This is a genomic window from Kitasatospora sp. NPDC001119 (genome assembly GCF_053598475.1).
Map to the genome: position 1 here is coordinate 190371 of NZ_JBSFKI010000010.1, position 20403 is coordinate 210773.

The window sequence follows — 20403 nt, forward strand, 5'->3', positions numbered from 1 at the left end:
GCGTTCACGGTGGCTGTGGTGTCGGTCACGCAGTGTTCCCGCGCGGCGGGAAAACGGCCACAGAACCGCCCTTATGCTGGCACGCATGTGCGGAATTGTTGGATACGTGGGCGCTCAGACCGCCCTCGACGTAGTAATCGCAGGCTTGCAGCGACTGGAGTACCGGGGCTACGACTCGGCCGGTGTCGCGGTGCAGGTCCAGGACTCCGAAGGGCAGTGGAGCCTGGCCACCGACAAGCGGGCGGGCAAGCTCGCCAACCTGGAGAAGTCGCTCGCCGAGACCCCTCTGCCCGGCGGCACCACCGGCATCGGCCACACCCGCTGGGCCACCCACGGCGGCCCGACGGACGCCAACGCCCACCCTCACCTGGACGACCGCGAGCGGGTCGCGGTGGTGCACAACGGCATCATCGAGAACTTCGCCCAGCTGCGCGCCGAGATCGCCGAGCGCGGCCACACCCTCCGGTCCGAGACCGACACCGAGGTCGTCGCCCACCTGCTGGGCGAGGCCTACGCGGGCGACCTCGCCGAGGCCATGCGGGCGGTCTGCCGTCAGCTGGAGGGCGCCTTCACCCTGGTCGCCGTGCACGCGGACGCGCCGGACGTGGTCGTCGGCGCCCGCCGCAACTCGCCGCTGGTGGTCGGCCGCGGCGAGGGCGAGAACTTCCTCGCCTCGGACGTCGCCGCCTTCATCGCCCACACCCGTGAGGCGATCGAGCTGGGCCAGGACCAGGTGGTCGAGCTGCGCCGGGAGGGCGTGACCGTCACCAACTTCGACGGCACCCCGGCCGACGTGCGCGAGTACCACGTCGACTGGGACGCCTCCGCCGCCGAGAAGGGCGGCTACGACTACTTCATGCTCAAGGAGATCGCCGAGCAGCCGAAGGCGGTCGCCGACACCCTGCTCGGCCGGATCGGCACCGACGGCCGGCTGACCCTCGACGAGCTGCGGATCTCCGACGCCGACCTGCGCTCGGTCGACAAGGTCGTCATCGTGGCCTGCGGCACGGCCTTCCACGCCGGCATGATCGCCAAGTACGCGATCGAGCACTGGACCCGCATCCCCTGCGAGGTCGAGGTCGCCTCCGAGTTCCGCTACCGCGACCCGATCATGGGCCCGGGCACGCTGGTCATCGCCATCTCGCAGTCCGGCGAGACCATGGACACCCTGATGGCCCTGCGGCACGCCCGCGAGCAGGGCGCCAAGGTGCTGGCGATCTGCAACACCAACGGCTCCACCATCCCGCGCGAGTCGGACGCGGTGCTGTACACCCACGCCGGTCCGGAGGTCGCGGTCGCCTCGACCAAGGCGTTCCTGACCCAGCTGGTCGCCTGCTACCTGGTCGCCCTGTACCTGGGCCAGGTGCGCGGCACCAAGTGGGGCGACGAGATCTTCGCCGTCATCAAGGAGCTCGGCGACGCGCCGAAGCAGGTCGAGCAGGTCCTGGAGACCATGGAGCCGGTGCGCGAGCTGGCCCGCTCGCTGGCCGACGCCCGCTCGGTGCTGTTCCTCGGCCGCCACGTCGGCTTCCCGGTGGCCCTGGAGGGCGCGCTCAAGCTCAAGGAGCTGGCGTACATGCACGCCGAGGGCTTCGCGGCGGGCGAGCTCAAGCACGGCCCGATCGCGCTGATCGAGGAGGGGCTGCCGGTCGTGGTGGTCGTGCCCTCGCCGCGCGGGCGGTCGATCCTGCACGACAAGATCGTCTCCAACATCCAGGAGATCCGGGCCCGCGGCGCCCGCACGATCGTGATCGCCGAGGAGGGCGACGAGGCCGTCGTCCCGTACGCGGACCACCTGATCCGCATCCCGGCCACCCCGACCCTGCTCCAGCCGCTGGTCTCCACCGTCCCGCTCCAGGTCTTCGCCTGCGAGCTGGCCACGGCCAAGGGCCACGAGGTCGACCAGCCGCGCAACCTGGCGAAGTCGGTCACCGTCGAGTAGCCGCTCGGCCGTACGGCGCCCCTGCGGTGGCTGCGTCCTACCGCAGGGGCGCCGTGTCGAGTGCGAACGAGAACGGGGCGGGCAGGTCGATCGTTCTGCCGAAACCGGTCTCGACGAGGGCGGTGTAGTCCCCGTTCTCGGGCTCGGTGAACAGCGTGACCCTCCCTTCGTCGCGGTCGGCCAATAGATAGCAGGGGATGCCTGCGGCGGCGTAGCCAAGCCGCTTCGGCTCGCGCTCCTTGAGCGGATTGGTCGACGTGATTTCCAGGACCAGCGCGACGCCCGTCGGTGGTGACCACGGTTCCTGGCCCCGGAAGCGGCCGACGGGGGCTACGGTCGCATCCGGGATGAATCGGCCGGTCGGGGTGATCAGGCCCTTGTGCGTGCTGACGTACAGTTCTCCGGCTGCTTCCCGTGCCACGGTACGGGCGAACCGGGCGACGACGTCCTCGTGCGCACCGCCCTGATGAGGAGTCACGATGATCTCTTCCCAGGCCTGGAAGAGTTCGATCTTGCACCCCTGGGGCACGTGCAGCCTCAGGAACGACTGAAGGATGTCCACAGGCGACAACGTAGGCGTACAGCCGGGTGTGCGCGGGGGATCGTTGTAGGGGTCACTCGAAAGTGCGCCCAGGTCTGGTACCGGCCGGCTTCTGAAGGAGTCCCCGAATGCGTCATGCACACCCTGTGGAAACCGTCCGGGCCGCCGAGGCCGAGCTGATGGCGCGGCTGCCGGAGGGCACGCTGATGCAGCGGGCGGCGGCGGGGCTGGCCGCGACCTGTGCGCGGCTGCTGACCGGGCGTCGGGGGCGGGTGTACGGCAGTCGGGTGACGGTGCTCGCGGGCAGCGGGGACAACGGGGGTGACGCCCTGTACGCGGGGGCCGCGCTGGCCCGGCGCGGGGCGCGGGTGACGGCGGTGCTGCTGGTGCCGGAGAAGGCGCACCCGGGCGGGCTGGCCGCGCTGCGGGCCGCCCGTGGGCGGGTGACGGTGGAGCAGGAAGTCGGCCTGGCCGACTTCTCGCGCGCGGACCTGGTGCTGGACGGCATCGTCGGCATCGGCGGCCGGGGCGGGCTGCGCCCCGCGGCGGAGCCGTACGCGCGGGCGGCGCGACGCGGGGCGGTGGTCGCGGTGGACCTGCCGAGCGGGGTGGACGCCGACACCGGCGAGGTGCCGGGCGTGGCGCTGCGCGCGGACGTCACGGTCTGCTTCGGCACGTACAAGCCCGGTCTGCTGATCGACCCGGGGGCCTCGTACGCGGGCGCCGTGCAGCTGGTCGGCATCGGGCTGGAGCCGCCCGCCGCGGAGGTGACGGCGCTCCAGCACGCGGACGTGGCGGCGCTGCTGCCGGTGCCGGGCGCGGAGAGCGACAAGTACCGGCGCGGCGTGGTCGGGGTGGCGGCCGGCTCGGTGACCTACCCGGGGGCGGCGCTGCTCGCGGTGGCCGGGGCGCTGTACGGGGGCGCGGGCGCCGTCCGGTACGTGGGCACGGCGGCCGAGGAGGTGGTGCGGCGCTTCCCGGAGGTGCTGGTCACCGAGGGCGGTCCGGCCGGGGCCGGGCGGGTGCAGGCCTGGGTGGTCGGGCCGGGCGGCGGCGAGGGGGCGCGGCAGGCGCTGGCCGAGGCGCTGGCGAGCGACGTCCCGGTGCTGGTGGACGCGGACGGGCTGACCGAGCTGGGCCGGCTCGGCCCGGACGCGCTGGCCGGCCGCACCGCGCCCACCCTGCTCACCCCGCACACCGGCGAGGCCGCCCGGCTGCTCGCGGGCGCCGGGGGCGGCACGCCGCCGGCCGCCGCCGACCTGGCCGCGGCCCGGCTGGCCACCGCCCGCCGGCTGGCGGCCGACTACCGCGCGACGGTGCTGCTGAAGGGCTCCACCACGGTGGTCGCCGACCCGGGCGGGGCCGTCCGGGTGAACCCCACCGGCACCTCCTGGCTGGCCACGGCCGGCAGCGGCGACGTGCTGGCCGGGCTGGCCGGCTCCCTGCTGGCGGCCGGCCTCGCGCCGCTGGACGCCGCGTCGGCGGCCGCCTACCTGCACGGCCTGGCCGGCCGTGAGGCGGCGGGCGAGCCGGGCGCCCCGACCACGGCGCTCGCGGTGGCCGACGCGCTGCCGGCGGTGTGGCGGGCGGTCCGGACGCCCTGACCGGGAAGGCCGGGAAGGCGCCCGGAGGGCCGGCAACCGGAACCGGACGGTCCGTCGAACGCGTCCGTGCAAGGGATGGACGAGCGGTTCGCCGCAGGTCGGCGCGGTGCGCGCGGCCCGGTCGTCGGCCGCCGCGCCGACGGGCCGTTCGGCGAGGACTCCGGGACGTCTGGGAGACTGACCCTGATGACAACTGCGAACACGATCGGCACAGCCACCCTCACCGACGGCGTACGGGCCGAGGCGACCATCGATCTCGCCGCCCTGCGCGGCAACCTCGCCGCGTTGCGCGAGCGCGTCGGCAGCACGGCGGTGATGCTCGCGGTCAAGGCGAACGCCTACGGCCACGGCGCGGTCGAGTGCGCCCGGGAGGCGGTCGCGAACGGGGTCGGCTGGCTCGGCTGCGCGACGCCGGACGAGGCGCTGGCCCTGCGGGCCGCGGGCATCCGCCCCGAGCAGGCCCGCATCCTGTGCTGGCTGTGGACGCCGGGCGGGCCGTGGCGCGAGGCGCTGCGCGCGGGCCTGGACATCTCGGTCAGCGGCCAGTGGGCGCTGGACGAGCTGCTGCCCGCCGTGCGCGAGACCGGCATTCCGGCCCGGGTGCACCTGAAGGCCGACACCGGCCTCGGCCGCAACGGCTGCCAGCCGCACGACTGGCCGCGGCTGGTGGCGGCCGCCCGCCGGGCCGAGGCGGAGGGGCTGCTGACGGTCGTCGGCGTCTGGTCGCACTTCGCCGCGGCGGACGAGCCCGGCCACCCGTCGATCCAGGCTCAGCTGGACTCCTACCGCGTCGCGCTGGCCATGGCCGAGGCCGCCGGGCTGCGCCCCGAGGTCCGGCACCTGGCGAACTCCCCGGCCACCCTGCTGCTGCCGGAGTCGCACTTCGACCTGGTCCGCACCGGCCTGGCCGCGTACGGGCTGTCGCCGGTGCCCGAGGTGGGCTCGCCGGCGGACTTCGGGCTGCGCCCGGTGATGGCGCTGACCGCGCGGCTGGCGCTGGTCAAGCACGTCCCCGGCGGGCACGGGGTCAGCTACGGCCACCACTACACGACGCCGGGCGAGACGACGCTGGGCCTGGTCCCGGTCGGCTACGGCGACGGCATCCCCCGGCACGCCAGCGGCACCGGCCCGGTGCAGATCGACGGCAAGTGGCGCACGGTGGCCGGCCGGGTCGCGATGGACCAGTTCGTGGTGGACCTCGGCGGCGACGCCCCGGCGATCGGCGACGAGGTGCTGCTGTTCGGCAACGGCGAGCGCGGCGAGCCCACCGCCGAGGACTGGGCCCGCGCCTGCGGCACCGTCTCGTACGAGATCATCACCCGGATCGGTGCCCGGGTGCCCCGCCGCTACCTGGGCGGCAGCCATGCCGAGGTCCGGTCGGCATGACCGGGGGGCCGGCCGAGGGCAGTCCGGTCGCGGCGGTCGCCAGGGCGGCCGGTGCCGCCTCCGGGGTGAGCCGGGCGGGTGTGATCGGGATCTCGGTCGGCGTGCTGGCGGCCGGGGCGGCCGCGGGCGTCGCGATCGAGCGGCTGACCGTCGGCCGGGCGATGCGCCGCCGGGCCCGGGCCGAGCTGGACGCGAACGCCCCGTACGGCTCGCTGCGCGGGCGCCCGAGGACGGTGGCCGCGCCGGACGGCACCGAGCTGTACGTCGAGCTGGACGGCACCGGCTGGAGCGGGCCGGACGGCGGGACCGGTGCCGAGCCGCTGACCGTGGTGTTCTGCCACGGCTACTGCCTCAACCAGGACAGCTGGCACTTCCAGCGGGCCGCGCTGCGCGAGGGCCTGCGGCTGGTCTTCTGGGACCAGCGCAGCCACGGCCGCTCCGAGCGCTCCCGCTCGTACCTGGCGGGCGAGCCGGCCGGCATCGACCAGCTGGGCGGCGACCTCAAGGCGGTGGTCGACGCCGTCGCGCCGACCGGGCCGCTGGTGCTGGTGGGCCACTCGATGGGCGGCATGACGGTGATGGCGCTGGCCGACCAGTACCCGGAGCTGTTCCGCGAGCGCGTCGCCGGGGTGGCGCTGATCGGCACCCTCGCCGGGGACTGGAACGAGGTCAGCCTCGGCCTGCCGAAGGCCGGCGCGAAGCTGTTCAAGAAGGTCGCGCCCGGGGTGGTGAAGCTGCTGGGCCGCCAGGTCGACCTGGTCGAGGCGACCAGGCGGCTGGGCTCGGACGTGGCCGCCGTGTTCTACCGGAGGTTCTCCTTCGGCGGCCGGGACGTCGACCCCGGTGTGGTGCGCTTCGCCGAGCAGCTGCTGGACGCCACCCCGATCGACGTGGTCGCCGAGTTCTACCCGGTGTTCGGCGCGCACGAGAAGTACGGGGCGCTGGACGCCCTGCGCGGCCTGCCCGCACTGGTGCTGGCCGGGACGAAGGACCTGCTGACGCCCTCGACGCACAGCGAGGCGATGGCCGAGCGGCTGCCCGGCGCGGAGCTGGTGCTGGCCGAGGGCGCCGGGCACCTGGTGATGCTGGAGTGCCCGGAGCTGGTCGACCACGAGCTGGCCCGGCTGCTGCGCCGGGCCGTCGGCTTCGCCGGGGCCGCGCCGCTGCCCGCGGCCGTCCTCGACCTGGCCGGGGAGCGGACCGCGGAGACCGTCGTCGACCCCGCCTGAGGCCCGGGTGCCCGCCCGGAGGGCCCACCCGCCGCGCGGGTGCCCGCCGATGTGGCACGGTAGCGGTGGCGGCCGGTGGTCGGCGCGCCGTACGGACCGAAGGGCAAGACACGCGCATGGGCTCGCACGCCACTCTCACCGTCCCCACCCCGGAGCGGATGGGCCGGCTCGGCCGGGAGCTGGCCGCGCTGCTGCGGCCGGGTGACCTGGTGCTGCTCTCCGGCGAGCTGGGGGCGGGGAAGACCACGCTGACCCGGGGCCTGGGGGAGGGGCTGCAGGTCCGCGGGGCGGTGACCTCGCCGACCTTCGTGATCGCCCGGGTGCATCCCTCGCTGGTCGGCGGCCCGGCGCTGGTGCACGTGGACGCGTACCGGCTGGGCGGGGACCTGGACGAGATGGAGGACCTCGACCTGGACGTCTCGCTGCCCGAGTCGGTGGTCGTGGTCGAGTGGGGCGAGGGCAAGGTCGAGCGGCTGTCCGAGGACCGGCTGGAGGTCCGGATCGAGCGCGCCATCGGCGGCACCGAGGGCGGGGACGACCAGGACCCGCGCCGGGTGGTGCTGACCGGCATCGGCCCGCGCTGGGCGGACGCGGCGCTGGCGGAACTCGGATAGCCGGGAGGGCGGCGACGACCCGCCGACGACTCGCCGACATCTTGCCGACAGACTGTCGGCAAGATGTTGCGGCCGGGGTGCCGGGCGTGGTGGGATGGGTGCTGCGGTTAGGTCTGCCTAACTAGGGAGGCGCCATGTCGAGCACCACCCCCGCCCCGCAGCGCGCGGTCACCGCCGCCGGGGCCGGAGAGTCCGCCCGTCGCGTTCCGGGAGAGCCGATGCGGGCGCTGCTGGCCGCCTGCGCGGCCGCCGAGGCGGTGTCCACACCGCCCGGACCGCGCCCCCGGCAGGACGGACCGCGGCCCGGACACGACGAACGGCCCGAGGCGCGGACGCCCCGGGCCGCCTGAGGCCGCTCCTCCCGGACACGAAGCCGAACACGAACCCGAATCCGGGTCGCCCGGTCCCGTCCGGGCTCAGGCGATCACGACCACCTTGGTGTCCTTCGGTGCGAAGTCCCAGAGCAGCTGCCCCTCGGCGCGGCCGCTGCGGATGCCGCCGGTCTTGGCGCTCGGGTCGGTGGTCGGCGTCGCGCCGTCCACCGCCGCGCTGAAGCCGAACACCACGCCGTTCTGCTGCGCGAAGCGCACCACGTGCTCGATCTGCTTGCCGTCCGTCCCGGTGGTGGTCGGTGTGCGGCTGTACACCGCGTAGCTGCCCGGGGCGGGCTCGACCGAGCCCGGGGTGACCGGGAAGGCGGCCGCGACCTGGGGGCTCTTCTTCGGGTCGACCAGCCAGACGTAGTGGCTGCCGACCGAGTACACCACCCGGGTGCCGGTGCCCGAGGTGGCCGGCAGCGGGGGGACGGTCGGGGTGGCCGCGGCGGTGGGCGCCGCGGCGGTGGCCGTGCCGGTCGCCGTGGTGGTGGCGGTGGGCTTGGGGCCGCCGGCCCGGTCCTGGGCGCCGTTGGCCTGGAAGGCCAGCAGGCTCACCACCGCCAGGGCCCCCAGGGTCAACCCCGTGACCACCACTCCAGGACCCATCTTCGCCACGTTGCCGCTCCCGCCGCCGTCCCTTTACGTACGGCCCCATCGTGCCAGGTTCATCCGCGCGGGTCGCAGTGCCTCGGATCTGTGTTCCCGCCTGGTACACCCTGCCGATCGGCCGGTCGGCCCAACGTCGGTCTAACCTTGACCCGTGCTGCTGCTCGCGTTCGACACCGCTACCCCCGCCGTCACCGCCGCCGTCCACGACGGCACGGCCGTCCTCGCCGAGACCCACCAGGTCGACGCCAGGCGCCACGGCGAACTGCTGCTGCCCGCGATCGACCAGGTGCTGCGGGCCGCCGGGGTGGACAAGCACCGGCTGACCGGCATCGCGGTCGGCGTCGGCCCCGGCCCGTACACCGGCCTGCGGGTCGGCCTGGTGACCGCCGCCGCGCTCGGCCACGCCCTCGGGCTGCCGGTGCACGGCGTCTGCACGCTGGACGCGATCGCCTTCCAGGCCCGCGCCGAGGGCCTGGCCGGGCAGCCGTTCACGGCCGCCACCGACGCGCGCCGCAAGGAGGTCTACTGGGCCTCGTACGACGCCGAGGGCCGCCGCACCGAGGGCCCCGCCGTGGACCGCCCGGCCGAGCTGACCCCGCAGCCGCGCTCCGTCGGCGCCGGCGCGCTGCTCTACCCCGACGCCTTCCCGGGCGCGCACGGCCCCGAGCACGTCTCGGCCGGCGCCCTGGCCGGCTTCGCCGCCGCCGAGCTGGCCGCCGGGCGCGAGCTGCTGCCCAACCACCCGCTGTACCTGCGCCGCCCGGACGCCCAGGTCCCTGCGGCCTACAAGAACGTTCTGGGAGGCAAGGCGGTGCTCCCGGCGTGAACCACGGCACCACCCTGCGCCCGATGCGCTGGTGGGACATCGCGCCGGTGCTGGAGCTGGAGCTGCGGCTCTTCCCCGAGGACGCCTGGTCCGCCGGGATGTTCTGGTCCGAACTGGCCGAGTCCCACCCCGGCGGCACCCGCCACTACACCGTCGCGGCCGCCCCGGACGGCAGGATCGTCGGCTACGCCGGACTGATGGCGATCGCCGGCGAGGGCGACGTCCAGACCATCGCCGTCGACGAGCGCCACCAGGGCGCCGGCCTCGGCACGGCGCTGCTCACCGACCTGATCCGGGAGGCCGCCCGGCGCGAGTGCGCCGAGCTGCTGCTGGAGGTGCGGGTGGACAACCCGCGCGCCCAGCGGCTGTACGAGCGCCACGGCTTCGAACCGGTGGGCATCCGGCGCGGCTACTACCAGCCCGCCAACGTCGACGCGCTGGTGATGCGCCTCGACCACCCGAGCACTGACAGCACTGACCCGAAGGACATTGAGGACACCCGCCATGGCTGACGAACCGCTCGTCCTCGGCATCGAGACCTCCTGCGACGAGACCGGCGTCGGCATCGTGCGCGGCACCACGCTGCTGGCCGACGCGGTCGCCTCCAGCGTCAACGACCACGCCCGCTTCGGCGGCGTCGTCCCGGAGATCGCCAGCCGCGCGCACCTGGAGGCGATGGTCCCGACCATCCAGCGCGCCCTGGACACCGCCGGGATCAAGGCGAGCGACCTGGACGGCATCGCCGTCACCGCAGGCCCCGGCCTGGCCGGCGCGCTGCTGGTCGGCGTCAGCGCCGCGAAGGCGTACGCCTGGGCGCTGGACAAGCCGCTGTACGGGGTCAACCACCTCGCCTCGCACATCTGCGTCGACCAGCTGGAGCACGGCCGGCTGCCCTCGCCGACGATGGCCCTGCTGGTCTCCGGCGGGCACTCCTCGCTGCTGCTCAGCGAGGACATCACCAGCGACGTCCGCCCGCTCGGCGCGACCATCGACGACGCGGCCGGCGAGGCCTTCGACAAGGTCGCCCGGGTGCTCGGCCTCGGCTTCCCCGGCGGCCCGATCGTCGACCGCACGGCCCGCGAGGGCGACCCGAAGGCGATCGCCTTCCCGCGCGGGCTGAGCGGCCGCAACGACCCGGCGTACGACTTCTCCTTCTCCGGCCTGAAGACCGCCGTCGCCCGCTGGGTGGAGGCCAAGCGCCGGGCCGGCGAGGAGGTGCCGGTCGCCGACGTGGCGGCGTCCTTCCAGGAGGCGGTCACCGACGTGCTCACCCGCAAGGCCGTCAGGGCGTGCAAGGACAACGGCGTCGACCACCTGATGATCGGCGGCGGCGTGGCGGCCAACTCGCGGCTGCGCGAGATGGCCCAGCAGCGCTGCGACCGGGCCGGCATCCGGCTGCGGGTGCCCCGGCCGGGCCTGTGCACCGACAACGGCGCGATGGTCGCGGCACTGGGCGCCGAGATGGTGTGGCGCGACCGCACGCCGTCCGCGCTCGACCTGTCGGCGGACTCCTCGCTGCCGGTGACCGAGACCCACGTGCCCCACACGGACTTCCACGGCCAGGCCTACGACGCCCTCGGCGGCGGCGCCGCATGACCGTCGCCGCGATGTGGGAGGCCCGGGCGGCGACCGGCCGGGGCGACGAACTCGCCGCCTGGGTACGGGAGTCGGTGCTGCCCGCGGTCCGCGGCTCGGCCGGTCTGGAGCGCCTCGAACTGCTCTCCGCCCCGGGCGAGCGGGTGCTGCTGATCACCTGGTGGAACGGCGAGCCGGTGCCCGTCGCCGACCCGCCCGCCGGGCTGCTCGGCCGTCCGGTGCACCGCTGGTCCTTCACCAGCGAGCACGTCGAGTAGCCCCTGGCCGGGAACCGCCGCGGCGGTCGGTACCGTGCATAGCTGAGAGAAGGCTGGACGGGAACCGGGAGCGCGCAGCGGTGATCAGGCGGAGCAGGACCAGGACGTACGGGGTGGGGGCGCTGGCCCTGCTGGCCTTCGCCACCGCGTGCGGGGACAACGGGGGCGGTGGCGGTGCCGCCCCCGCCGCCACGACGGCGGCGGCCACGCCCCGGCCCACCGGCGCGGCGCCGACCAGCGCCTCCGCGCCCCCTTCGGCGGGCGCCCCGGCGGGCGCGGACGCGGCGGCCTGGGCCAAGTGGAACCTCACCCCGCTCGCCCCCGCCCCGGCGCCGCCCGCCGACAAGCCGATCAAGCTCGAACGGACCGGCCCCGTACCGGTGTTCAGCGATGTGAAGACCAGCGACAAGGTCGTCTTCATCACCATCGACGACGGCGCCGAGAAGGACCCGAAGTTCGTCGAGATGCTCACCGACCTCAAGGTGCCGATCTCGATGTTCCTGACGAAGGACATCGTCAAGAACGACTACGGCTACTTCAAGCCGCTCCAGGCCCTGGGCAACCACATCCAGAACCACACCGTGGACCACCCGGTGATGAGCAAGCTGTCGGCCGACAAGCAGAAGGCCGAGATCTGCGACGACCAGGCCGCGCTCACCCAGCAGTACGGCACCGCCCCGCTGCTGTTCCGCCCGCCGTTCGGCGACGGCGCCAACACCCCGATGCTCAACACCTCGGTGCAGCAGTGCGGCCCGCGCGCGATCGTGCTCTGGCGCGAGTCGATGCAGATCCACGACATGCAGTACCAGGCCGCGGACAAGAAGCTGAAGCCCGGCGACATCGTCCTGGCGCACTTCCGCGGCCCCAAGGAGCTCAAGGGCGCCACGATGACCCAGATGTTCGGCGACCTGCTGGCCCGGATCCAGGAGCAGGGCTTCTCGGTGGCCCGGCTGGAGGACTACATCCAGGCGCCCGCCTCGTAGTCCGGTCCCGGTCCCGGGCCCGGCGCCGTGGGCCGGGCCGCCGCGCCGGGGGTCAGACCGGCTGCCCCAGCATCATCAGCGGCCCGTTGTCGGTGCGGCTGAGGATCACCGTGACGGTGTTCGGCCCGGAGGGCTTGAGCTGACGGCGCAGCTCCTCCGGGGTGATCGCCATCCCGCGCTTCTTGATCACCACCGTGCCGACCGCCCGCTCGCGCAGCAGCGCCTTCAGCTTCTTGATGTTGAACGGCAGCACGTCGGTGAGCTCGAAGGCGTGCGCGTACGGCGTCGCGACCAGCTCGTCCGAGGTCAGGTAGGCGATCTTCGGGTCGATCAGCCGGCCCCCCACCTGCCCGGCCACCTCGGCCACCAGGTGGGCCCGGATCACCGCGCCGTCCGGCTCGTACAGGTAGCGTCCGACCGGGCCGGCCGGCGGGTCGGGCAGGTCGCCGCCGGTCAGGCTGGCGCCGTGCGGCAGCAGGGTGGCGCGGTGCGGGCTGGTGGCCCTGGTGCCGAACCAGAGCACCGCCTCCTTGACGTCGCCGTGGTCCGAGACCCACTCGGCCTCGGCGTCCTCCGGCACGGCCTCGTGCGGGATGCCCGGCGCGACCTTCAGCGCGCCGATCGGCGTCCGCCGGCCGGCCTCGATCGCCCAGGAGAGCGGCGGGGCGTACGCCTCCGGGTCGAACACCCGGCCGCGCGCGGTGCGCCGGGCCGGGTCGGTGAACACCGCGTCGTAGCCGGTGACGTCCACCTCGGCGACGTCCGCGCAGCGCACCTCGACCAGGTCGGCCAGGCCCAGCGCGGCCGCGTTGGCCACGGTGGCGGCGCAGGCCGCCGGGTCCTTGTCGACGGCCAGCACCTCGATGCCGGCCCGGGCCAGCGCCAGCACGTCCCCGCCGATGCCGCAGCACAGGTCCGCCAGCCGCCGTACGCCCAGGTCGGCGAACCGCCGGGCCCGCCACTCGGCCACGCTGCGCCGGGTGGACTGCTCGACCCCGTTGGGCGTGAAGTACATCAGGTCGGCGTCCGCCCCGAACTTCGCCCGCGCCCGCTGCCGCAGCCGCGCCTGCCCGAACGCGGCCGACACCAGCTCCGCCGGGTGCTCCCGCCGCAGGCGGGTCGCCAGCGCGAGCTCCTCCTCGGGGGTGAACTCGCGCAGCTCGGCGAGCAGGGCCTGGCCCTCGGGGGTCAGCAGCGGCTGGAGGTTCTCGGTGTCCACGGGGCCATTCTCGCGGGTCGGCCGGGTGGCCGGTCGGCCGGAGCGGCCGCGCGGCGTTCACCGGCCGATGACGGGGACGTCGGAGGTCAGCCAGAACACCAGCGGCATCAGCGGCGCGGCCGCCAGCGCGGCGTACGGGGTGATCCGGTACCCGAGCCGCCGGGTGCCGAGGCCGGTCAGGGCCAGCAGGACGAGCATCACCACGACGCCGAAGACGTCCAGGGCCTCCACCCCGGGGCCGTACAGGGCGAGCAGCTTCAGCCAGTTGAGCACGAACGACCCGACGGACGCCGCCGCGACGGCCCCGGCGACCACCACCGCGGCGAGCACCAGGTCCGGCGCCCAGTGGACCGGCGGCCGCCCGGGCGCGCCGTGGGGCCGGCTCACCGGAGCCACCCCGCGCCGGCGAGGGCGGTCAGCAGGGCGGGGCTGACCGCGGCGGCGACCGGGGTGATCCGGTAGCCCCGCCGGTGGGTGTACCGGGCCACCGCCACGACCGGGACGAGCAGCAGCGCGGTCGCGGCGCCCCGGGCCGCCCAGCCGCCGATCGCGGGGTGGGCCTCCAGCGCGAGCGCGGCCAGGAAGGCCGCGATCCAGCCGAACCCCAGCAGCGAGGCGGCCCCCAGGACCGTCAGCAGCGCGAGCAGCAGGTCCGTCGGACGGCCGACCGGGCGCAGCGGGTCGGCGGGCGGCAGCCGGTTCACCGCCACAGCACGCCCGAGGAGAGGACCGCCGGCAGCGCGAACGGGGCGAGCCCGGCGGCGACCGGGAGGAGCCGGTAGCCGGACCGCCGGCTGCGGAAGGCCACCACGAGGCCCGCCGCCAGGGCGACCACCGGGGCGGCCAGCATCCCGATGCCCAGGAAGGCCCACCCGCGCCCGTCCCCGTCGTCCCCGTAGCCGGGGATGCTGCCGAGGCAGGCGACGAGGACGAAGGCGACGAACGGCAGCACGCCCCCCAGCAGGGGCAGCGACAGCAGGGCGAGGGCGGCGTCCTTGGGCCGGGACGGGCCGATGCGCACCGGGATCGAGGTCATGGCAGGAGTCTGGCGGGGCCGGGCCCGGTCGTACATGAGTACGGCTACTCAATCGCGAACCGGGGACTTCCGGGACTCGCCGTTGGCACTCTGGTTGACTGAGTGCTAACACGGCCCTATGGTCATCCTTGGCACTCACCACTAGGGGAGTGCTAACGCGACGACGTGTGTCTGACCCCCGCGACGGCAGGCCCGCAGGATCGCCCCTACCCGTTAGAAAACCCCGTAATCTCCGAAGGGGAGCTCGGACGTGACCACCAGCAGCAAGGTTGCCATCAAGCCGCTCGAGGACCGCATCGTGGTCCAGCCGCTCGACGCCGAGACCACCACGGCCTCCGGCCTGGTTATCCCGGACACCGCCAAGGAGAAGCCCCAGGAGGGCGTCGTCCTGGCCGTCGGCCCGGGCCGCTTCGAGGACGGTCAGCGTCTGCCGCTCGACCTCGCCGTCGGCGACATCGTCCTGTACTCGAAGTACGGCGGCACCGAGGTGAAGTACAAGGGCGAGGAGTACCTCGTCCTCTCGGCCCGCGACGTTCTCGCGGTCATCGAGAAGTAAGACGTACCGACCCGCCCCGGATCCGTGTCCCAGTGACAGGGGCCCGGGGCGTGGTTGTTGGTTCACGTAGTTCGGCGGCCGGTGGGCCGGCCGCAGCCCCGAGGGAATAGGGAACATGGCGAAGATCCTGCAGTTCGACGAGGACGCCCGCCGCTCGCTGGAGCGCGGTGTCAACAAGCTGGCCGACACCGTCAAGGTGACCATCGGCCCCAAGGGCCGCAACGTCGTCATCGACAAGAAGTTCGGCGCCCCGACCATCACCAACGACGGTGTCACCATCGCCCGCGAGGTCGAGCTGGACGACCCGTACGAGAACCTTGGCGCGCAGCTCGTCAAGGAGGTCGCCACCAAGACCAACGACGTCGCGGGTGACGGCACCACGACCGCCACCGTGCTGGCCCAGGCCCTGGTCAACGAGGGTCTGCGCAACGTCGCCGCCGGTGCCGGCCCGGCCGCCCTGAAGAAGGGCATCGACAAGGCCGTCGCCGCGGTCTCCGAGCACCTGCTGTCCGTCGCCCGCGAGATCGAGGGCAAGGACGACGTCGCCGCCGTCGCCTCCCTCTCCGCGCAGGACACCCAGGTCGGCGAGCTGATCGCCGAGGCGATCGACAAGGTCGGCAAGGACGGTGTCATCACCGTCGAGGAGTCGAACACCTTCGGCGTGGAGCTGGACTTCACCGAGGGCATGCAGTTCGACAAGGGCTACCTGTCGCCGTACTTCGTCACCGACGCCGAGCGCCAGGAAGCGGTCCTCGAGGACCCGTACATCCTGATCAACCAGGGCAAGATCTCCTCCATCCAGGAGCTGCTGCCGCTGCTGGAGAAGATCCTCCAGGGCGGTGCCTCCAAGCCGCTGCTGATCATCGCCGAGGACGTCGACGGCGAGGCGCTGTCGACCCTGGTCGTGAACAAGATCCGTGGCACCTTCAACGCCGTCGCCGTCAAGGCCCCGGGCTTCGGCGACCGCCGCAAGGCGATCCTCGGCGACCTGGCCGTCCTGACCGGTGGCCAGGTCATCTCCGAGGAGGTCGGCCTCAAGCTCGACCAGGTCGGCCTGGACGTGCTGGGCACCGCCCGCCGCGTGACCATCACCAAGGACGAGACCACGGTCGTCGACGGTGCCGGTGACTCCGAGGCCGTCGCCGGCCGCGTCGCCCAGATCAAGGGCGAGATCGCCGCGACCGACTCCGACTGGGACCGCGAGAAGCTGCAGGAGCGCCTGGCCAAGCTGGCCGGCGGCGTCTGCGTCATCAAGGTCGGCGCCGCCACCGAGGTGGAGCTGAAGGAGCGCAAGCACCGCCTGGAGGACGCCATCTCGGCGACCCGCGCCGCGGTCGAGGAGGGCATCGTCGCCGGCGGTGGCGCCTCCCTGGTCCACGCCGCCAAGGTGCTGGACGAGGGCCTGGGCCTGTCGGGTGACGAGGCCACCGGTGTCGCCGTGGTCCGCAAGGCGCTGCACGAGCCGCTGCGCTGGATCGCCCAGAACGCCGGCCTGGAGGGCTACGTCATCACCTCCAAGGTCGCCGAGCTGGAGATCGGCCAGGGCTACAACGCCGCCACCGGCGAGTACGGCGACCTGGTGAAGGCCGGCGTCATCGACCCGGTCAAGGTCACCCGCTCCGCCCTGGAGAACGCCGCCTCGATCGCCTCCCTGCTTCTCACCACCGAGACCCTCGTGGTGGAGAAGAAGGAGGAGGAGGCCGACAACGGTCACGGCCACGGCCACGGCCACTCGCACTGAGGCTCCGACGCCTGACCGGAGGCCCGGTCCGCTCCCCCGGGGGAGCGGACCGGGCCTCCGGCGTTCCGTCCGAGGTTCCGCTTGAGGCTTCAACTATCAGCAGAATTTTGCAGAATGCAAAGATTGCCTTATAACTAAGGCATGATCGAGGCCCGCCATCTGCGCGTTCTGCGTGCCGTCGCCCGCACCGGCTCCTTCTCCGCCGCCGCCCGCGAGCTGGGGTGTACGCAGCCCGCCATCAGTCAGCAGATGAAGGCCCTGGAGAAGTCGGTGGACACCCCGCTGGTGGTCCGCTCGGGCCGCGGGATGCAGCTCAGCGAGGCCGGCCGGGTCCTGCTCAAGCATGCCACCGGCATCCTGGCCGGGCTCTCCGCCGCCGAGGAGGAGGTGGCCGCGATCGCCGGGCTGCGGGCCGGACGGGTGCGGCTGGTCTCCTTCCCGACCGCGAGCTCCACCCTGGTGCCGCCCGCGGTCGCCCGCCTGCGGGACAGCCATCCGGGGGTGCGCGTGTCGCTGGTCGAGGCCGAGCCGCCGGAGTCGCTGGCGATGCTGCGCGGCGGCGAGTGCGAGATCGCGCTGGCCTTCCGCTACCCGCAGTCCGACGGCGCCGTCGCGCTTCCGGCGCCCGCCCACGGCACGCCGCGCGAGGCCCGGGCCGAGGCCAACCTGGAGGCGCAGCAGCTGACCGCCGGGACCGACTGGTCCGACCTGGTGGTCACCCCGCTGCTGGACGACCCGCTGGTGGGCGTGCTGCCGGCCGGCCATCCGCTGGCCGGGCGGGGCGGGGCGGTGGGGCTGGCCGAGCTGGCGGAGGAGCAGTGGATCGCCGGCTGCCCGCAGTGCCGGGGGCACCTGGTGGAGCTGTGCGCCGGGGCGGGCTTCGAGCCGCGGATCGACTTCGCGACGGACGACTACCCGGCGGTGGTCGGCCTGGTGGCGGCCGGTCTCGGGGTGGCGGTGCTGCCCCGGCTGGCGCTGCGGTCGGTGCGTCCTGACGGCGTGTCGACGGTGCCGGTGCGGACGGCCTCCGGGGCGCCCGCGGTGCGCCAGGTGGTCGCGCTGACCCTCCCGGACCTGGCCGAGGTGCCGGCCGTGGCGCTGATGCTGGAGCGGCTGGCGGGGGCGGCCGCCGACCGCTGACGCTGGGTGACGGGGTTGCCCGGGCCCGGTACGTACGGTGAGCCAGAAGACTGAAGCGCCGCGAAGAAACGTTTCTTCACGGCGCTCAAGGAGACGGGTCTACCGCTGGGCGACCGCCGGCGGGGCCAGCGGAACCTCGACCAGTCGGTGCCGCGAGCGCCCCAGCATCTCCTCGCGTTCGTCCTCGGTCATCCCGCCCCACACGCCGTACGGCTCGCGGACCGCCAGCGCGTGCGCCGCGCACTCGGCGATCACCGGGCAGCGCATGCAGACCTCCTTGGCGCTGGCCTCGCGCGAACTGCGCGCCGCCCCGCGCTCGCCCTCGGGGTGGAAGAAGAGCGAGCTGTCCACGCCACGGCAGGCTGCGGAGAGCTGCCAGTCCCAGAGGTCCGCGTTGGGACCGGGGAGGCGGGAGAAATCTGCCATGGCTCATTCCCTTCAGAGGCTGTCGGCCGTCGGCCGGGCGTTCGGCGGGGCTGCTGCCGAGCGGTGCGGCGGGGCTTCGATGCACTGGTGTGGACACCTGGAAATATGACTTAAGGCAACTCCATGGACAAGTCACCCACACACTGGCACAACAGTCAATGACCATACGAAAGCTATAAAAACGGGCATAGTGGGCAAGGGGCTCCAGCGGGCGCGGATGTGGCAATCGGGTGGTCGACGGGCGCGCGGGGTGCCGAATCGATGTGCGGGTCGTACGCCGACCGCGCGCGAGCTGCGCAAAAGAGCGGCGTGTGCACCGCGATGCGGCTGATCGGTAATGGGTTGGCCACGTACAGTGGTGGAGATGGCCCCGAAGGCCGTAACTCATTCGAGTGACGGTCGTTGGAAGTGCGGAGGCGGTTAGCGGGCGCCGGACGTCGGGAACGATCGCGGGCAGGTTGGGGCGATCACCGCGGAGTCCGTCGCCGATCGGCCGTGTCGTAGAGGTTCGTACCAGCCAGGAGGCTCAACGTGACGCGGATCAGCTGCGGAGGACGACGGTCATGACTTCCGTTCTCGTTTGCGACGATTCCCCGCTCGCCCGCGAGGCGCTTCGCCGCGCGGTCGCGACCGTACCCGGTGTGGACCGGGTCACCACCGCGACGAACGGGGAGGAGGTCCTCCGCCGCTGGGTGGCCGACCGCTCCGATCTCGTTCTGATGGACGTCCGGATGCCCGGCCTCGGCGGGGTCGAGACGGTCCGGCGGCTGCTGTCCGCCGACCCGGGCGCGCGGATCATCATGCTCACCGTCGCCGAGGACCTCGACGGGGTCGCGCTCGCGGTGGCCGCGGGTGCCCGCGGGTACCTGCACAAGGACGCCTCGCGCGCCGAGCTGCGGGCCACCGTCACCCAGGCCCTCGCCGACCCGACCTGGCGGCTCGCCCCCCGCCGGCTGCGCAGCCCCGACATGGGCGCGGCGCCCACCCTGACGGCGCGTGAGATCCAGGTGCTGGAGGGCATGAGCCACGGCCGCAGCAACGCCGAGATCGGCCGCGAGCTGTTCCTCTCCGAGGACACCGTGAAGACCCACGCCCGACGGCTGTTCAAGAAGCTCGGGGCCTCCGACCGGGCGCACGCGGTGGCGCTGGGCTTCCGCTGGGGCCTGGTCCGCTGACCACCGGCGGCGCCGCCGGTTGCGGCGTGCCGCCGGAGGTTCCCGGAGCGGGCGCCGCACGGGCGTGTGACGTTACGGTCCCGAGGTTGCACCATGGAGGAGTGGAGCACCTCGGGGACCAGCGGACAGGCACTGCGGCGAACCACGCAGCCGCAGGACACTCGGCGGACGGCGCGACGGACGGGACCGCCGACGGCGGCGGGGCGGGAGGCGGCACGGTGCAGGAGGGGCCGGTGGTGCGCGGGACGCCGGACGGTGCCGCAGCGCATAACGTTCCGGTGCACAACTCCGGACGCGGTGCCGCGTTTTCCCGCTCGACCAGGCACCATGGACCGATGCGCGACGACGTCGCCGGTGCGACCGGCCAGGCGGACCCGGTGGAGGCCGAGCCCTCCGGTCCGGGCCACGGTCCGTCGTACGCCGAACCCGGCGGTTCCGCCGGTGGGACCGGGCCGGGCCGCCGGCCGGTGCTCGGCACGGGCGGCTCGCCGCTGGTGGGCGAACTGGTCGCGGCCGCGGTGCGCGGCGAGAACCCGGCGATCGACGCGCTGCTCGCCTACGTCCACCCGCTGGCGCTGCGGTACTGCCGCGCCAAGCTGGTCCGGCTGCCCGGCGGGGCCCGCCACCACGTGGACGACGTCGCGCAGGAGGTCTGCGTGGCGGTGCTCTGCGCACTGCCCCGGTACAAGGACCAGGGGCGCCCGTTCGAGGCCTTCGTGTACGGGATCGCCGCGCACAAGATCGCCGATCTCCAGCGGGCCGCGATGCGCGGGCCCGGCTCGACCGTCGTGCCGCAGGACGACCTGCCGGAGGTGCCGGACGAGGCGCTCGGCCCGGAGGAGCAGGCGCTGCTGAGCAGCGACGCGGCCTGGGCGAAGGAGCTGCTCTCCAACCTGCCGGCCCGTCAGCGCGAGCTGGTGCTGCTGCGGGTGGCCGCCGGGCTGTCGGCGGAGGAGACCGGCGAGGTGCTCGGGATGTCACCGGGTGCCGTCCGGGTGGCCCAGCACCGGGCGCTCAGCCGGCTGCGGGCGCTCGCGGAGGAGTCCTCCTGACCACTCCTCCCGTTGCGTGCCGTTTCCGCCGGTTGCGGGCGGAATGATCCACGGGGCGGGGTTGTTGTCAAGGGCACACGAGGACACATTCGCG

Annotated in this window: 23 protein-coding genes; 16 read left to right on the plus strand and 7 right to left on the minus strand. The window is 73.9% G+C overall.

Annotation, left to right across the window (positions count from 1 at the left end; all coding sequences use genetic code 11):
• Window positions 1–85 precede the first annotated feature (85 nt).
• Window positions 86–1942 (plus strand): glutamine--fructose-6-phosphate transaminase (isomerizing), encoded by a 1857-nt coding sequence (gene glmS / locus ACWDD9_RS15345; RefSeq protein WP_117488219.1) that lies wholly within the window; start codon window positions 86–88, stop codon window positions 1940–1942.
• Window positions 1943–1979: 37 nt separating this feature from the next.
• Here glmS and ACWDD9_RS15350 read toward each other — a convergent pair whose 3' ends face one another.
• Complete coding sequence (locus tag ACWDD9_RS15350; protein ID WP_449811791.1) at window positions 1980–2504, minus strand: Uma2 family endonuclease; 525 nt, start codon at window positions 2502–2504, stop codon at window positions 1980–1982.
• 107 nt (window positions 2505–2611) lie between these two features.
• Here ACWDD9_RS15350 and ACWDD9_RS15355 point away from each other — a divergent pair, with 107 nt between their 5' ends.
• The 5 genes from ACWDD9_RS15355 (at window position 2612) to ACWDD9_RS15375 (ending at window position 7666) form a co-directional block, all read left to right on the plus strand.
• Complete coding sequence (locus ACWDD9_RS15355; protein ID WP_449811792.1) at window positions 2612–4087, plus strand: NAD(P)H-hydrate dehydratase; 1476 nt, start codon at window positions 2612–2614, stop codon at window positions 4085–4087.
• A gap of 186 nt (window positions 4088–4273) precedes the next feature.
• Window positions 4274–5473, plus strand: coding sequence for an alanine racemase (gene alr, locus ACWDD9_RS15360; protein WP_449811793.1), 1200 nt, complete (start codon window positions 4274–4276; stop codon window positions 5471–5473).
• The gene (locus tag ACWDD9_RS15365) at window positions 5470–6702 is read left to right on the plus strand and encodes an alpha/beta fold hydrolase (protein ID WP_449811794.1); all 1233 of its coding nucleotides are present in this window, start codon (window positions 5470–5472) and stop codon (window positions 6700–6702) included. Before alr ends, ACWDD9_RS15365 begins: the two co-directional genes overlap by 4 nt.
• Before the next feature lie 116 nt (window positions 6703–6818).
• On the plus strand, window positions 6819–7316 hold the full coding sequence (tsaE, locus tag ACWDD9_RS15370) for a tRNA (adenosine(37)-N6)-threonylcarbamoyltransferase complex ATPase subunit type 1 TsaE (RefSeq protein ID WP_049655956.1): 498 nt from the start codon (window positions 6819–6821) through the stop codon (window positions 7314–7316).
• A 134-nt stretch (window positions 7317–7450) separates the two neighbouring features.
• Window positions 7451–7666, plus strand: coding sequence for a hypothetical protein (locus ACWDD9_RS15375; RefSeq protein ID WP_049655953.1), 216 nt, complete (start codon window positions 7451–7453; stop codon window positions 7664–7666).
• A 66-nt stretch (window positions 7667–7732) separates the two neighbouring features.
• Here the strand turns inward: ACWDD9_RS15375 and ACWDD9_RS15380 are convergent, their stop codons facing one another.
• Window positions 7733–8299 carry a hypothetical protein gene (locus tag ACWDD9_RS15380; protein WP_049655963.1) on the minus strand — a complete coding sequence of 189 codons (567 nt, stop codon included), beginning with the start codon at window positions 8297–8299 and terminating at the stop codon, window positions 7733–7735.
• 154 nt (window positions 8300–8453) lie between these two features.
• Here ACWDD9_RS15380 and tsaB point away from each other — a divergent pair, with 154 nt between their 5' ends.
• The 5 genes from tsaB to ACWDD9_RS15405 all read left to right on the plus strand — a co-directional run bounded on the left by tsaB (window position 8454) and on the right by ACWDD9_RS15405 (window position 11964).
• Entirely contained in the window at window positions 8454–9128 is a 675-nt protein-coding gene (gene tsaB / locus ACWDD9_RS15385) for a tRNA (adenosine(37)-N6)-threonylcarbamoyltransferase complex dimerization subunit type 1 TsaB (protein ID WP_049655952.1), read from the plus strand.
• A 23-nt stretch (window positions 9129–9151) separates the two neighbouring features.
• A complete protein-coding gene (gene rimI / locus ACWDD9_RS15390) occupies window positions 9152–9640 on the plus strand; it encodes a ribosomal protein S18-alanine N-acetyltransferase (RefSeq protein ID WP_049655961.1) in 489 nt (162 codons plus the stop codon).
• On the plus strand, window positions 9633–10724 hold the full coding sequence (gene tsaD / locus ACWDD9_RS15395; RefSeq protein WP_117488209.1) for a tRNA (adenosine(37)-N6)-threonylcarbamoyltransferase complex transferase subunit TsaD: 1092 nt from the start codon (window positions 9633–9635) through the stop codon (window positions 10722–10724). The genes rimI and tsaD overlap by 8 nt, the downstream gene beginning before the upstream one ends.
• Complete coding sequence (locus ACWDD9_RS15400) at window positions 10721–10981, plus strand: hypothetical protein (protein WP_074003950.1); 261 nt, start codon at window positions 10721–10723, stop codon at window positions 10979–10981. Before tsaD ends, ACWDD9_RS15400 begins: the two co-directional genes overlap by 4 nt.
• A gap of 80 nt (window positions 10982–11061) precedes the next feature.
• A complete protein-coding gene (locus ACWDD9_RS15405) occupies window positions 11062–11964 on the plus strand; it encodes a polysaccharide deacetylase family protein (RefSeq protein WP_107418825.1) in 903 nt (300 codons plus the stop codon).
• A 52-nt stretch (window positions 11965–12016) separates the two neighbouring features.
• Here ACWDD9_RS15405 and ACWDD9_RS15410 read toward each other — a convergent pair whose 3' ends face one another.
• From ACWDD9_RS15410 to ACWDD9_RS15425, 4 genes are read right to left on the minus strand one after another with little or no spacing between them, the layout of a single operon-like run.
• Window positions 12017–13183, minus strand: coding sequence for a class I SAM-dependent methyltransferase (locus tag ACWDD9_RS15410; protein ID WP_449811795.1), 1167 nt, complete (start codon window positions 13181–13183; stop codon window positions 12017–12019).
• A gap of 57 nt (window positions 13184–13240) precedes the next feature.
• Entirely contained in the window at window positions 13241–13570 is a 330-nt protein-coding gene (locus tag ACWDD9_RS15415) for a hypothetical protein (RefSeq protein WP_049655944.1), read from the minus strand.
• The gene (locus tag ACWDD9_RS15420) at window positions 13567–13887 is read right to left on the minus strand and encodes a hypothetical protein (protein WP_375876165.1); all 321 of its coding nucleotides are present in this window, start codon (window positions 13885–13887) and stop codon (window positions 13567–13569) included. The genes ACWDD9_RS15415 and ACWDD9_RS15420 overlap by 4 nt, the downstream gene beginning before the upstream one ends.
• Complete coding sequence (locus tag ACWDD9_RS15425; RefSeq protein WP_449811796.1) at window positions 13884–14219, minus strand: hypothetical protein; 336 nt, start codon at window positions 14217–14219, stop codon at window positions 13884–13886. The genes ACWDD9_RS15420 and ACWDD9_RS15425 overlap by 4 nt, the downstream gene beginning before the upstream one ends.
• A 250-nt stretch (window positions 14220–14469) precedes the next feature.
• On the opposite strand from ACWDD9_RS15425, the gene groES reads away from it, so the two are divergent.
• The 3 genes from groES (at window position 14470) to ACWDD9_RS15440 (ending at window position 17656) form a co-directional block, all read left to right on the plus strand.
• Window positions 14470–14775 (plus strand): co-chaperone GroES, encoded by a 306-nt coding sequence (gene groES / locus ACWDD9_RS15430; protein ID WP_049654366.1) that lies wholly within the window; start codon window positions 14470–14472, stop codon window positions 14773–14775.
• A 115-nt stretch (window positions 14776–14890) separates the two neighbouring features.
• Window positions 14891–16516 (plus strand): chaperonin GroEL, encoded by a 1626-nt coding sequence (gene groL / locus ACWDD9_RS15435; RefSeq protein WP_049654364.1) that lies wholly within the window; start codon window positions 14891–14893, stop codon window positions 16514–16516.
• A 141-nt stretch (window positions 16517–16657) separates the two neighbouring features.
• Window positions 16658–17656, plus strand: a complete 999-nt coding sequence (locus ACWDD9_RS15440; RefSeq protein ID WP_449811797.1) for a LysR family transcriptional regulator — start codon at window positions 16658–16660, stop codon at window positions 17654–17656.
• A 99-nt stretch (window positions 17657–17755) separates the two neighbouring features.
• On the opposite strand, the gene ACWDD9_RS15445 is transcribed toward ACWDD9_RS15440, so the two are convergent.
• Window positions 17756–18082, minus strand: coding sequence for a WhiB family transcriptional regulator (locus ACWDD9_RS15445; protein ID WP_049654358.1), 327 nt, complete (start codon window positions 18080–18082; stop codon window positions 17756–17758).
• 563 nt (window positions 18083–18645) lie between these two features.
• Between ACWDD9_RS15445 and ACWDD9_RS15450 the strand changes: the two genes are divergently transcribed.
• Together ACWDD9_RS15450 and shbA are read left to right on the plus strand one after the other, a co-directional pair.
• Window positions 18646–19257 carry a response regulator transcription factor gene (locus tag ACWDD9_RS15450; protein ID WP_014136228.1) on the plus strand — a complete coding sequence of 204 codons (612 nt, stop codon included), beginning with the start codon at window positions 18646–18648 and terminating at the stop codon, window positions 19255–19257.
• Between the two features lie 335 nt (window positions 19258–19592).
• Entirely contained in the window at window positions 19593–20309 is a 717-nt protein-coding gene (gene shbA / locus ACWDD9_RS15455) for an RNA polymerase sigma factor ShbA (RefSeq protein ID WP_074003945.1), read from the plus strand.
• Window positions 20310–20403: the final 94 nt, after the last annotated feature.